At 70.9% G+C, this 13,109-nt stretch carries 9 protein-coding genes; 7 read left to right on the top strand and 2 right to left on the bottom strand.

Translation table 11 applies throughout. The features are described 5' to 3' along the window. The first annotated feature begins 188 nt into the window (after positions 1-188). Entirely contained in the window at positions 189-1,232 is a 1,044-nt protein-coding gene (locus Aco04nite_RS38785; protein ID WP_213002219.1) for a LacI family DNA-binding transcriptional regulator, read from the top strand. Positions 1,233-1,310: 78 nt separating this feature from the next. Next, a complete protein-coding gene (locus Aco04nite_RS38780; protein WP_213002218.1) occupies positions 1,311-1,853 on the top strand; it encodes a LytR C-terminal domain-containing protein in 543 nt (180 codons plus the stop codon). 72 nt (positions 1,854-1,925) lie between these two features. Here Aco04nite_RS38780 and Aco04nite_RS38775 read toward each other — a convergent pair whose 3' ends face one another. Further along, on the bottom strand, positions 1,926-3,026 hold the full coding sequence (locus Aco04nite_RS38775; protein ID WP_213002217.1) for a calcium:cation antiporter: 1,101 nt from the start codon (positions 3,024-3,026) through the stop codon (positions 1,926-1,928). A gap of 60 nt (positions 3,027-3,086) precedes the next feature. On the opposite strand from Aco04nite_RS38775, the gene Aco04nite_RS38770 reads away from it, so the two are divergent. Continuing rightward, the gene (locus Aco04nite_RS38770; RefSeq protein WP_213002216.1) at positions 3,087-4,094 is read left to right on the top strand and encodes a glutathione S-transferase family protein; all 1,008 of its coding nucleotides are present in this window, start codon (positions 3,087-3,089) and stop codon (positions 4,092-4,094) included. Here the strand turns inward: Aco04nite_RS38770 and Aco04nite_RS38765 are convergent, their stop codons facing one another. Beyond that, the gene (locus Aco04nite_RS38765) at positions 4,095-4,739 is read right to left on the bottom strand and encodes an NAD-dependent epimerase/dehydratase family protein (RefSeq protein ID WP_213002215.1); all 645 of its coding nucleotides are present in this window, start codon (positions 4,737-4,739) and stop codon (positions 4,095-4,097) included. 49 nt (positions 4,740-4,788) lie between these two features. On the opposite strand from Aco04nite_RS38765, the gene Aco04nite_RS38760 reads away from it, so the two are divergent. Genes Aco04nite_RS38760 through Aco04nite_RS38745 form a run of 4 tightly spaced genes read left to right on the top strand, consistent with a single transcriptional unit; the run spans position 4,789 to position 12,902 of the window. Beyond that, positions 4,789-7,617, top strand: coding sequence for an SWIM zinc finger family protein (locus tag Aco04nite_RS38760; protein WP_213002214.1), 2,829 nt, complete (start codon positions 4,789-4,791; stop codon positions 7,615-7,617). Next, positions 7,614-8,675, top strand: coding sequence for an ATP-binding protein (locus Aco04nite_RS38755; protein ID WP_213002213.1), 1,062 nt, complete (start codon positions 7,614-7,616; stop codon positions 8,673-8,675). Before Aco04nite_RS38760 ends, Aco04nite_RS38755 begins: the two co-directional genes overlap by 4 nt. Further along, positions 8,668-11,730, top strand: coding sequence for a DUF5682 family protein (locus Aco04nite_RS49265; protein WP_244876614.1), 3,063 nt, complete (start codon positions 8,668-8,670; stop codon positions 11,728-11,730). Before Aco04nite_RS38755 ends, Aco04nite_RS49265 begins: the two co-directional genes overlap by 8 nt. Then, positions 11,727-12,902: a VWA domain-containing protein gene (locus Aco04nite_RS38745; protein ID WP_213002212.1), complete on the top strand. Its 1,176-nt coding sequence runs from the start codon at positions 11,727-11,729 to the stop codon at positions 12,900-12,902. Before Aco04nite_RS49265 ends, Aco04nite_RS38745 begins: the two co-directional genes overlap by 4 nt. Positions 12,903-13,109: the final 207 nt, after the last annotated feature.

Genomic DNA, 13,109 nt, shown 5'->3' with positions numbered 1-13,109 from the left:
GGGAGGGGTCGCCTCCGGGCCGGGTTCGGGGTCCGGCGTCGGAGGCTTTGGAGAGCGCTTTCCGAAGTGTTACGCCCCGATTGCACGTACGTCAATATCTCGCACTGGTTCCGGAACTTCCCGCTGTTTTCGTGGCCTTGGAGCGCGATGCCGGAGAGCGCTCTCCGGGGTGTGCTATAAAGTCTGGTATGCAGACCGGGCGCATCGAACGCCTCCCGACCCTGGAGGACGTCGCCCGGGTCGCCGGCGTCTCCCGCGCGACCGTGTCCCGGGTCGTCAACGGCATCCGCAACGTCGACCCGCAGCTGCACGAGCTCGTCTGGGACGCCGTGGGCCGCACCGGCTACGTCCCCAACCGCCTCGCCCGGTCCCTGGTCACCCGGCGCACCGGCACGATCGCCCTGGTCGTCTCCGACTCCGAGGCGCACGACGACGACCCGTTCATGGGCCGCTTCTTCGCCGACCCCTACTTCGGCCGGGTCGTCGGCGGCCTGATGAGCGTCCTGCGCACTGCCGGCATCCAGCTCGCCCTGCAGATCGCCGGCACCGACGACCAGCGCACCCGCCTCGTCGGCGACCTGCGCCACGGCCAGGCGGACGGCGCGATCGTCCTGTCGCTGCCCGGCCGCGACCCCCTGCCCCGCATGCTCACCGACGCCGGCGTCCCCGCGGTGATGATCGGCCGCCCCGCCGACCCGGTCCCCATCAACTACGTCGACCTGGCCAACGACAGCGGCGCCGCCCTCGCCGCCGACCACCTCGTCGCCACGGGCCGACGCACGATCGTCATGATCGCCGGCCCACCCGAGGTCCCCGCCAGCAACGACCGCACCGCCGGCTTCCGCAACGCCATGGCCCGCCACGGCCACGGCTGGGTCCCGGTCGCGGCCGGCAACTTCACCCAGGAGAGCGGTGAGGCAGCCATGCGTACGCTCCTGGCCGGCAACCCCGCCCTCGACGGCGTCTTCGTCGCCAACGACGTCATGGCCCTGGGCGCCCTGCTCGCCCTGCGCGAAGCCGGCCGCGACGTCCCCGCCGACGTGTCCCTGGTCGGCTTTGACGACAGCAGCGCGGCAACCTCGGCCAGCCCACCCCTGACCACCATCCGCCACCCCCTCGAGGACATGGCAGCGGAGGCCGCAAAACTCCTGCTCGCCCGGATCGAGGACCCCGGCATGCGGGTCTCCGCGGTCATCTACGAGCCCATCCTGGTCACCCGCCGCTCAGCCTGAGACGGGGATCGATTTGGTGGCGGTTGTTAGCGTCGCCGGTACCGGCGTTGTGCCGGACGATCCCCCGGAGTGAACAAGATGAGTCTTACGCGCGTCCGAGCGTTTCTCGTGCTCGGTGTGCTGATGGTGTCCGCACTCGTCGTCGTCATCGTCGCCGTCACGAAGGACACCCAGAACGGACCGGTCGCCGACGCCTGCAAGGGCGCCGTCCTGGTCAACGTAACCCTCCCCCGCGGCACGTCCGACGTCACGGTGAAGGTGCTCAACGGCACGGGACGGCCGGGGCTCGCTGCCGCTCTCACGCAGGACATGAAGAACCGCGGCTTCACGACCCAGAAGCCCGCGGAGAGCAAGAAGCGCTTCACCGGCGTCGCGCTCGTCCAGTACGGCCCGAAAGGCCTGTCCTCGGCCTGGCTGATCCAGGCATTCTTCCTCAACGAATCAAAATCCGAATACGACCCGAAGCGTACGGACGCCACGGTCAACCTGGTCGTCGGCACCCTGTACCGCCAGCTCGCCACCCCGACCGAGGTCAACCAGTCCCTCTCGATCCTCGGCAGCCCGGTCGTCCCACCCGGCGCCTGCGCCGCCCCCCACGACCAGCTCCAGGCCGCCAAGTAGGCCTTATCTCAGCCCGGCCCCCGGTTGGAAGGGGCCGGGCTGAGCCGTTTCCAGAGACTGGCTGCTCCTCTCCTAGGGACTGGCGGCAAGGAACAGGAAGACGGCCAGCAACCCCAGGTGGATGCCGCCTTGCAGGACGTTGGCGCGGCCGGGGACCACCGTGAGTGTGCCGACTGCCACGGTCAGCGCGAGCAGGACCATCTGGGTGCCGCCGAGGCCGAGCAGGAGCGGGCCGTCCAGCCAGATCATGGCGATGGCGATGGCCGGGATGGTGAGGCCGATGCTGGCCATGGCGGAGCCGAGGGCCAGGTTGAGGCTGGTCTGGATCCGGTCGCGGGCGGCGGCGCGGACGGCGGCGATCGTCTCGGGGAGCAGCACCAGCAGCGCGATCACCACACCGACCACGGCCTGTGGCAGGCCGGCGCCGGCGACGGCGTCCTCGATCGCCGGGGAGACGCCCTTGGCCAGGCCGACGACGGCGATCAGCGCGACCAGGAGCAGGCCGAGGCTGACCTGCGCGGCGCGGGTCGAGGGCGGTTCGAGGTGTTCCTCGGCGTCGATCACTTTGCCGGCCGTGGTGATCGGCAGGAAGTAGTCGCGGTGCCGGCGGGTCTGGACGAGCACGAACAGCAGGTAGAGCCCGAGTGAGGCGACGGCGGCGAAGCCGAGCTGGGCGGGCGAGAACTGCGGGCCGGGCCGGCTCGTGGTGAAGCTCGGCAGGACCAGGCTGAGTGCGGCGATCGTGGCGACCGCGGCCAGGGCGCCGCCGGTGCCTTCGGGGTTGAACACCGCGACCCGCCGGCGCAACGCTCCGACCAGCAGGGACAGGCCGAGAATGCCGTTACAGGTGATCATCACGGCGGCGAAGACGGTGTCGCGGGCCAGGGCCTGGGCCTTCTCGCCGCCGCTGATCATCAGCGTGACGATGAGCGCGACCTCGATGATCGTGACGGCGACCGCGAGCACGAGCGAGCCGAACGGCTCACCGACGCGGTGTGCGACGACCTCGGCGTGGTGTACCGCGGCCAGCACGGCACCGGCGAGAAACAGCGCGCTGATGATCACCAGCGGCGGCGGAAGATCGCGGCCCCAGGTGAGGATGAGGGTCGCCACAGCGATCACTGGGACGTAGGTCGTCCAATGGGATAAATACGAACTGATTTTGGCAGCCATCAAACAACCCTGCCAGAAAGTGTCGTGATCAGCACGCGGAGTTGGGAGCAAGATGGGTGGATGCCTTACGTGTCAACAGCCGGTGAGTTCACCCGTGACCAGCGTTACATCGCCACCCGGATCACCGCCGACGGGCGGGACGGATACCCCGTCGAGCCCGGGCGATACCGGCTGATCGTGAGCCGCGCGTGCCCGTGGGCCAACCGGGCGATCATCGTGCGGCGGCTGCTGGGCCTCGAGGACGTGCTGTCGATGGGGATCGCCGGGCCGACCCATGACGAGCGGAGCTGGACGTTCGACCTGGATCCCGGGGCAAAGGATCCCGTGCTCGGCATCGAACGGCTGCAGGAGGCGTTCTTCAAGCGCTTCCCCGACTACGACAAGGGCATCACCGTGCCGGCGATGGTCGACATCCCGACTGGGCAGGTGGTGACGAACGACTTCGCTCAGATCACCCTCGACCTGTCGCTGGAATGGCGGCAGTATCACCGCGAGGGCGCCCCCGAGCTCTATCCCGAGGCGTTGCGGGAGCAGATCGACAAGGTGAACAAGTTCGTTTTCGCGGACGTCAACAACGGGGTCTACCGGGCCGGGTTCGCGGGGTCGCAGGAGGCGTACGAGAAGGCGTACCACCGGCTCTTCGATCGGCTTGATGCCCTGTCCGACCTGCTCACGGGGCAGCGATACCTCGCCGGCGACACGATCACCGAGGCGGACGTGCGCCTCTTCACGACGCTGGCGCGCTTCGATCCCGTGTATCACAGCCACTTCAAGTGCAACCGGTCGAAACTGTCGGAGATGCCGGTGCTCTGGGCGTACGCGCGGGATCTCTTCCAGACGCCCGGGTTCGGCGACACCATCGATTTCGTGCACATCAAGAAGCACTACTACGAGGTGCAGCGCGACATCAATCCGACCGGAATCGTGCCGGTCGGGCCGGATCTCGCCAACTGGCTCACCGAGCACGGGCGGGAGAAACTGGGCGGGCGTCCGTTCGGCGACGGCACCCCGCCGCCCCCGCCCGTGCCGGCGGAGGTTGTGCCCGCGGAGCACGGTGCCCGGGCCTGATCAGCGCAGGTCGGCGTTCTCCACGACGTGATCCGGGAAGCCGAGGCGGGCGGCCCGCAACATCGCCCGCCCGAGCCGGTCGGTCGTCGTCGTGTATTTCGGGACGTAGCGAACCAGCAGCGGCGTGACCGGTGCCATGAGCGTGTAGAGGAGCCGGTAGCTGCGGGTTTTCGACTGTGCGCCGTAGGTCGGCTGGATGAATCCGGGGCGGAACGCGTACCCATGGGGGAAGATTTTGATGATCTCGACCTCGGTCCGGCCCTTGATCCTGGCCCAGGCGGCGCGGCCGTCGACGTCGGTGCCCGCGCCGGAGACGTACACAAAGGCCATCTCGGGGTTGTGTTTCGCGAGGAGCCGGGCGGCGGCGACGGGGTAGTCGTAGGAGATCTTGGTGTACTGCTGCTCGCTCACGCCCGACGACGAGATGCCCAGGCAGTAGAAACACGCGTCGTAGCCGTCGAGCCGATCTTCCAGCGGCGCAAGATCACCGAGGTCGGTCACGGTGACTTCGGTCAACTTCGGGTGGTGTACGCCCAGAGCGCGCCGGCCGATCACCAGAACTTCCTCGACGTCGTCGGCCAGCAGGCTCTCCCGCAGTACGCCCTGGCCGACCATGCCGGACGCCCCGAAAACGATCACTTTCATCCGCCGTACCTCCGCGAAATTGTCGTACCCCGCTCCTACTGTCCTCTCCGTGCCCGTTGAACGATGGACCCCCGCTCAGGTCGACGCCGTCGCCCCCGATGCCAGCTCGCTGAAGGGCGCCCGGGGCGTCGGCACGCCTGCCAAGTGGCAGGAGTCCGGCCTGCTCGACGACGTGCTCTGGGGCTTGTGCAAGGGCAGCGGCAAGAATCCCTACCAGGTCTGTGTCGATCTTTCCGGTCCCGCCTACAAGTGTTCCTGCCCGAGCCGCAAGTTTCCGTGCAAACACGCACTCGGCCTGCTGCTCGTCTGGGCCGAGGGCGCCACGATCGAGGAGGCCGCCGAGGCTCCCGCCTTCGTCGCCGAGTGGCAGGCGAGCCGGTCGGCGCGGGCCACCCGGGCCGCCGCCCCCAGGACGACCGGCAGCGCCGATCCCGCGGCCGTGGAGAAACGGGCCCAGCAGCGCGCCGAGCGGGTCGCCGGTGGCATGGCCGAGCTGAGCCGCTGGCTGGACGACCAGGTGCAGCAGGGGCTCGCCACCGCCGAGCGCGCCGGGCACCAGCCCTACGAGACGATGGCCGCGCGCCTCGTCGACGCGCAGGCCCCGGGCGCCGCGTCCGCGGTGCGCCGCCTCGGCAGCGTCGCGGGCATCGGGCCGCACTGGGGTGACCGGCTCCTCGGTGACCTGGCGATGCTCCGGTTGCTGGTCGACGGGCACGACCGGCTCGACGAACTCTCCCCCGCGCTGGCCGCCACCGTCCGGTCCCGGATCGGTTTTGTGGTCCCGACCGAGGAGGTGCTCGCCGGGGAGGCGGTCCGCGATCACTGGCAGGTGCTCGGTCAGCACGACAGCGACGACGGCACGATCACCACCCGGCGCAGCTGGCTGCTCGGTGCGGGCACCGGCCGGTTCGCGCTGCACCTGTCGTTCGCCGCGCCCGGCCAGTCCCTCGCCGCCGACCTGGTGCCAGGCACGTCCTTCGACGGCGAGCTCTGCTTCTATCCCGGCGCCGTCCCGCTGCGGGCCCTGCTCAAGGACCGGCTCAGCCCGGTGCGGCCGCTGCCTGAGCCGGTGGGCGCGGTCGGGATCGGCGCGGCCCTGGCCGGGTGGACCGATGTCGTGGCCGCCGAGCCCTGGCGCACCGACGCCCCGATGCTGCTCGCGGCCGTCGTGCCCAGCGCCGATGGCTACCTCACCGACGCGGCCGGTGCGTCCCTACCGCTCGCGGCCGGTTACCGCGAGCCCTGGTGGCTGCTCGCCTTCTCCGGCGGCGCCCCGGCGACCGTCGCCGGCGAGTGGACCCCCGGCGGCCTGCGTCCCCTCGCCGCCTGGGTCAACGGCCGCTTCATCCCGGCCGGCCCGCCCATGCCGGGTGCGGGGGTGGCACGCTCCCCCGAGCTTCCCCCCGACCTGCTCGCCGCGGCGCTGGTCGGCACGGCCCGCCGCCCGTTCGCGGCGGCCGGCATCGACGTCGGCGACCGGTCCCTGCCGGTCTCCCGGTTGTCGCTGCTGGAAGCCGCTGCGACCGCCCTCATCTACGCCCGGGCGGGCGTCACTGCCGCCACCGACCGGCCCGGCGTGCCACCCGCGCCCGCCGAGACCGACCGTCCGTTGCCGGGTGCGGCGGGCATCCGACTGCGGCGCCTGCTTTCCGACGGCGGCACACCCGGCGGCACCCAGCAGGCCCAGGAGCTGCTCAGCCAGTGGCTGACCGCGGCCGCGTCCCACGGCGGGCACGTGCCGCCCGACACGCTTCCCGCGCTGCTCGACGCGGGCCGGCGCAACAGCGTGATCCGTCCCGCGATCGGCCGGGTGGGCGGCCGGCGCGGTCAATGGCTGGCCGCGATGAGGCCCGACTGGCGCTGGTTGCGCGACGAGTCCCCGGGCGAGACGGACCCTCTGACCTGGGACACGGGTACGCCCGGAGAGCGCCTCGAGCACCTCACCCGGCTCCGGAGGACCGACCCGGGCGCCGCGCTGTCCCTGCTCCGGGGCACGTGGAGATCCGAGGCGGCCGAGGATCGGGCCCGGTTCGTTGCGGCGCTGACACACGGGCTCTCCACCGCCGACGACGCATTCCTCGACGCCGCGCTCGACGACCGGCGCAAGGAGGTCCGCGAGGCCGCCCTCGAGCTGCTGCAACGCCTGCCCGATTCGGGGCTGGGCCGGCGGATGGCCGAGCGGGCCCTCGCAGCGGTCGCTCTCCGAGGTGACCGGCTCGTGGTGGCCCCGCCCGCGGAGCTGACCCCGGAGCTACGCCGTGACGGGCTCGCCGCACAACCGGCGCGCGGCACCGGCGTGCAGGCCTGGTTACTGGAAGAGGTCATCGCCGGGACGCCGCTGACGACCTGGACATTCGCCTTCGGGCGGAGCCCCGCCGAGGTGATCGCCCTGGCCCGCGGCCACGACTGGGAGACGCCGCTCCTGCACGGGTTCGCCAAGGCCGCCATCGTCCAGCAGGCCCCGGAATGGGCCACGGAGCTGGTCCGCGACGAAGGCCTGCGCGAGGCCGTCCGCTGGGACCTGCACCTGCTGCTGCCACCCGCCGAGCTGGCCCGGATAGCCGCCGACTTCCTCCGGCGCGAGGACCACCTCGCCCATCGGCTGCTCGCCGTGCACCCCGGCGCGTGGCCCGACGAGCTGGCCGTCGCCGTCATCGAGACCGTCGCCCACCGCGCCCGTACCGACAAACACAGCTGGCAGCTCGCCGAGCTGTGCCGGGCCGCGGCGCTCGCCATGCCACCCCGCTACGCGCCCCACCTGTCCAAGCTCGCGGTCCAGCTGGACGAGGCCGCCGCCGATCCCTCGCGGGTTCGCCCGGTGGCCGAGCTGGCCCGCACCCTCACCTTCCGCCACGAGATGCTCCAGGAGTTCGAGTGACCGCTCTGCGCCCGCACGCCGAGGACCAGTATTCCGACGAGCTGGCCCTGCTCGCCGCCTCCGATGATCGCCCGCGCCCGCCGGGCTGGCGGCTCTCCCCGCAGGCCGTGGTGACCTACCTGCTCGGCGACGGCGCCAAGATCAGCCCGAAATACGTCGGCCCCCGCCGGCTCATGGAGGTCGCCGTCTCCACCCTGGTCACCGATCGCGCCCTGCTGCTGCTCGGCGTCCCCGGCACCGCCAAGACCTGGGTGTCCGAGCACCTCGCCGCGGCCATCAGCGGCGACTCCACGCTGCTGGTGCAGGGCACGGCCGGCACCGCCGAGGAGTCCATCCGCTACGGCTGGAACTACGCGCGCCTGCTCTCCGAAGGCCCTTCCGAGGCGGCGCTGACCCCCAGCCCGATCATGCGCGCGATGCAGACCGGCACGATCGCCCGCCTCGAGGAGCTCACCCGCGTCCCCTCCGACGTCCAGGACGCCCTGATCACCGTCCTGTCCGAGAAGACCCTGCCCGTCCCCGAGCTCAACACCGAGGTCCAGGCCCAGCGCGGCTTCAACCTCATCGCCACCGCCAACGACCGCGACCGCGGCGTCAACGAGCTCTCCAGCGCCCTGCGCCGCCGCTTCAACACGGTGGTCCTCCCGATGCCCGCCTCCGCCGACGACGAGGTCGAGATCGTGGCCCGGCGCGTCGCCCAGATGGGCCGCTCCCTCGACCTCCCCGAGATCCCCGCCGCCCTCGAAGAGATCCGCCGCGTCGTCACCGTCTTCCGCGAGCTCCGCAGCGGCATGACCGAGGACGGCCGCACCAAACTCAAATCCCCCACGGCCACCCTGTCCACCGCGGAAGCCATCTCCGTCCTCACCAACGGCCTCGCCCTCGCCGCCCACTTCGGCGACGGCACCCTCCAGCCCGCCGACCTCGCCTCAGGCATCGTCGGCGCCGTCATCAAAGACCCCGTCTCCGACACCGTGGTCTGGCGCGAATACCTGGAAACCGTCCTCCGCGAACGCCCCGACTGGCGCGACTTCTACCGAGCAGCCCGCAATGCCTGAACACCACTACGGCATCCGCCACCACGGCCCCGGCTCAGCCCGCGCCGTGGTCACCGAGCTGAACCGCCAGCAACCCACCATCCTCCTGGTCGAAGGCCCCCCCGAAGCCGACGACCTTGTCCGCTGGGCAGCCGACCCCGCCCTCCAACCCCCCGTAGCCCTCCTCGGCTACGCAACCGACGACCCCCGCCGCTCCGCCTTCTGGCCCTTCGCCATCTTCTCCCCCGAATGGCAAGCCATCCGCTGGGCCGTCACCAACAACATCCCGGTCCGCTTCTTCGACCTCCCCTACGCCTACCGCCTGACCAACACCCCTCCCGCCCCCGCCACACCTCTCACCGACGACTCCCCTGCGGACGCTCCGGCCACCGCTTCCCCTCCCGCCGGCGATCTCGCCACCGACGACTCCCCTGCCCCCGGCCCTGCAGCTGTCTCGTCTGCTGTTGTCTCGCCCACTGCCGTCTCGTCAGCTGCTGCCCTGGTGGCTGTGGGCCCGGCCGCTGTGGGCCCGGCCGCTGTGGGCCCGGCCGCTGTGGGCCCGGCCGCTGTGGGCCCGGCCGCTGTGGGCCCGGCCGCTGTGGGCCCGGCCGCTGTGGGCCCGGCCGCTGTGGGCCCGGCCGCTGTCACTTCCGCTGCTACCGAGCTTGCTGCTACCACTTCCGCTGCTGGTGAGCCTGCTCCTTTCGCTTCCGCTGCTGCCGATCCTTTTGCTGCTGCTTCTCCCGTTGTCGGCCCGGCTGCTGCCACTTCCGCTGTCTCTTCGGCCGGCGTCCTTACCGCTGACGGGCTCTCTGCTGACGGACTTTTCGCTGACGGTCAGTTCGCTTGCGAACCTTCGGCCGGCCGACTTTCTGCTGCCGGTCCTTCCCTCGGGACTGCTCCACCTAGCGGTTCTTCCCCTGACGGTTCCTCCTCTGGGAAGCCTTTCCCTGACGGTTCCTCCACTGGCAAGCCTTCCCCTGACGGTCCTTCCGCGGGCAAGCCTTCCCCCGACGGCTCCTTCGCTGGGAGGCCTTCCCCCGACGGCTCCTTCGCTGGCGAGCCTTCCCCTGGCGAGCCTTCCCCTGGCGAGCCTTCCGGTGGCGTCGGTGGGCTGGCGCCATGGCAGTCCGCATGCCCGGTGACTGTTCTGCCCTCAGCCGTGGTTACGTCCACCGCCATGCGCGAGGTGGTCACCACAGCACCGTCCGATGTAGATGGAGAGGTGCCGCCGGAGCGGTCCGGACGGGTTCGGCCGGTTGATCCGATCGGGGAGTTGGCGGCTGCGGCGGGGTATGACGATCCTGAGCGGTGGTGGGAGGACGTCGTGGAGCATCGGGGGATGCCGGCGTTCGTGGCTATTGCGGAGGCTATGGCTGCTATCCGGGAGGTGTCGCCCGAGGATCCTGAGGATCTGGTTCGGGAGGCCTACATGCGGACGGTGCTTCGGGAGGTTCGGCGTACCCATGAGAATGTGGCTGTGGTGTGTGGGGCCTGGCATGTGCCGGCGCTGAGCCGCAAAGTCTCGGCCAAGGATGATGCGGCGTTACTCAGGGGGCGCAAGAAGACCAAGGTGAGTTTTACCTGGGTTCCGTGGACCTACGGGCGGCTGGCGGCGTGGTCCGGTTATGGGGCGGGGGTGCAGTCACCGGGGTGGTATCACCACCTTTTCACCACCGCGGACGAGGTCGTTCCACGGTGGCTGGTCGATGCTGCCGGGGTGCTCCGGGCGGAAGGGGTGCCGACGTCGTCGGCGCACGTGATCGAGGCGACGCGGTTGGCGGAGGCGCTGGCGACGGTTCGGGGGCGGCCGCTTGCGGGGCTGGCTGAGGTGACCGAGGCGGCTGAGGCGGTCATGTGTGACGGGGAGCCGTTGCGGGTGGAGCTCATCGGGCGGCGGATGGTTGTCGGGGAGCGGCTCGGGGGTGTGCCTGAGGACATGCCGACCGTACCGTTGGCGAAAGATCTTGCGGTGCAGCAGCGGGCCGTACGGCTCAAGCCTGAGGCTTTGGAACGGGTTCTCGAGCTGGACCTTCGGAAGGATCTTGATCTGGGGCGCAGCCGGTTGCTGCACCGGATGCGGGCGATCGGGGTGCCGTGGGGTGAGGCTGAGGCCGCTCGGCGGGGCACCGGGACTTTCCGGGAGCAGTGGCGGTTGCGATGGTTGCCGGACTTCGAGGTTCAGCTGGTCGAGGGCAGCATGCACGGTACGACCGTGGCCGGCGCGGCGACCGCGAAGGTGACCGGAGCAGCGCGGGAGGCCGCGACGCTCGGTGAGGTGACCGCGCTGGTTGAGGTGTGCCTGCTCGCCGAGCTGGGTGACGCTTTCCCGGCGGTGCTCGCCGCGCTCGACACGCGTGCCGCGCTCGATGCGGACCTCAATCACCTGATGGCGGCGATTCCGGCGCTGGCTCGGACGCTGCGGTACGGCGATGTCCGGCGTACCGATGTGGCGGGGTTGGAGACTGTCACCTCGAGCCTGCTCACCCGGGTCTGTGTGGGGTTGCCCGCGGCGGCTGGGTCGTTGTCCGATGACGCGGCGAAGGAGTTGCGCGAGCATATCGACGGCGTGCATCAGGCGGTCGGGTTGCTCGACGACGACGCTACCCGCGAGCAGTGGCTGAACGCGCTCACCTCGGCGGCGGGGCGGAGCGACCTGCACGGGTTGCTTGCCGGGCGCCTGGCGCGGTTGCTGCTCGACGCGGGGCGGGTCGACGGCGCGGAGGTGCGGCGCCGGCTCGGGCTGTCGCTCACCATCGGTACGCCGCCCGCGCACGGTGCTGCCTGGGTGGAGGGATTCCTCTCCGGCGGCGGGCTGCTGCTCGTGCACGACGAGGCGCTGCTGGAGCTGCTCGACCAGTGGCTCGCCGACATTCCGGCGGATGCTTTCGACGACGTGCTGCCGCTGCTCCGGCGTACGTTCGGTGCTTTTGCCACCGGGGAACGCCGCGCGATCGGTGAGCGGGTCGCGGGTGGTGCGAGCCGCTCCGGTGGCGAACCGCTGGTGCTGGACCACGAACGCGCCGCGCGGGTGCTGCCCACGCTGCGTGCCCTGCTCGGCCGGGAGGTCGGATGACGGACAACACAGATCCTTCGAGGCGCGAACGCCTGCGCCGGTGGCGGCTCGTTCTGGGCGGTCCGGCAGAGACTTCGCTGGGTACGGCCGACGGGCGCGACGGACGCATGGACGCGGCGCTCGCGGCGCTCTACGACGGCGGCGGCGAGACCGAGGGCCAGAGCAGATCCCGCTCGGCCGGTCTCGGTGGCTCGGCGCCCAAGGTGGCCCGCTGGCTCGGCGACATCCGCGAATACTTCCCCAGCACCGTCGTCCAGGTCATGCAGTCCGACGCCATCGAACGCCTCGACCTGACCCGCCTCCTCCTCGAACCCGAGATGCTCGACGCCGTCGAACCCGACGTCAACCTGGTCGGCACGCTGCTCTCTCTGAACCGCGTGATGCCCGAGAAGACCAAAGACGCAGCCCGCCAGGTCGTCCGCAAGGTCGTCGACGAACTCGAGAAGCGCATCAGCCAGAAAACACGCACGGCGGTGAGCGGCGCCCTGAACCGCGCAGCCCGGATCAACCGCCCGAAACTCACCGACATCGACTGGGACCGTACGATCCGCGCGAACCTCAAGCACTACCAGGCCGAGCACCATACGGTGATCCCGGAACGCCTCATCGGCTACGGCCGCCGCACAACGGCAATCCAACGCGACGTCGTCCTCTGCGTCGACCAGTCCGGCTCGATGGCCGCCTCGGTGGTCTTCTCCGGCGTCTTCGCCGCGGTCCTGGCCTCGATGCGCTCCCTGAAAACCTCCCTCGTCGTCTTCGACACCGCCGTCGTCGACCTCACCGACCAGCTCACCGACCCGGTCGAGGTCCTCTTCGGCACCCAGCTCGGCGGCGGCACCGACATCAACCGCGCCATCGGCTACAGCCGCCAGCTCATCACCCGCCCCCGCGACAGCATCTTCATCCTGATCAGCGACCTGTACGAAGGCGGCGTCCGCGACCAGATGCTGCGCCGCGTCGCCGAGATGACCGCCGCTGGTGTCCAGGTGGTGGTGTTGCTCGCGCTCTCCGACGAGGGAGCACCCGCTTACGACCATGAGAACGCCGCTGCGCTGGCGGCCCTGGGAGTGCCGGCTTTCGCATGTACGCCCGACGCGTTCCCGGATCTCATGGCCGCCGCAATCGAACGAAGAGACCTCATGGCCTTCGCCAACCGCCTCGCAGACGGGTGACCGCACCAACGAGCCGGGGCGATGGGCCGAGGCCGGGCGGGGGAACGGGCCGAGGGCGACGGCCGAGGGTGACGGCTGAGGGTGACGGCTGAGGGCGACGGGCCGTGGGCGACGGGCCGTGGGCGACGGGCCGTGGGCGACGGGCCGTGGGCGACGGGCCGTGGGCGGGCCGGCCGAGAACGGGCGGGGAGCGGGCGGGGCGGGAGC

It is taken from the genome of Winogradskya consettensis, assembly GCF_018332715.1.
Classification (GTDB): Bacteria; Actinomycetota; Actinomycetes; order Mycobacteriales; family Micromonosporaceae; genus Actinoplanes; species Actinoplanes consettensis.
This window is presented reverse-complemented; position numbering and strand designations above follow the sequence as displayed.

Bases quoted from the DNA above. Each gene is read 5' to 3' on its own strand.
- Aco04nite_RS38785 (WP_213002219.1), top strand. From the start codon at position 189: ATGCAGACCGGGCGCATCGAACGCCTCCCGACCCTGGAGGACGTCGCC.
- Aco04nite_RS38780 (WP_213002218.1), top strand. From the start codon at position 1,311: ATGAGTCTTACGCGCGTCCGAGCGTTTCTCGTGCTCGGTGTGCTGATG.
- Aco04nite_RS38775 (WP_213002217.1), bottom strand. From the start codon at position 3,026: ATGGCTGCCAAAATCAGTTCGTATTTATCCCATTGGACGACCTACGTC.
- Aco04nite_RS38770 (WP_213002216.1), top strand. From the start codon at position 3,087: ATGCCTTACGTGTCAACAGCCGGTGAGTTCACCCGTGACCAGCGTTAC.
- Aco04nite_RS38765 (WP_213002215.1), bottom strand. From the start codon at position 4,739: ATGAAAGTGATCGTTTTCGGGGCGTCCGGCATGGTCGGCCAGGGCGTA.
- Aco04nite_RS49265 (WP_244876614.1), top strand. From the start codon at position 8,668: ATGCCTGAACACCACTACGGCATCCGCCACCACGGCCCCGGCTCAGCC.
- Aco04nite_RS38745 (WP_213002212.1), top strand. From the start codon at position 11,727: ATGACGGACAACACAGATCCTTCGAGGCGCGAACGCCTGCGCCGGTGG.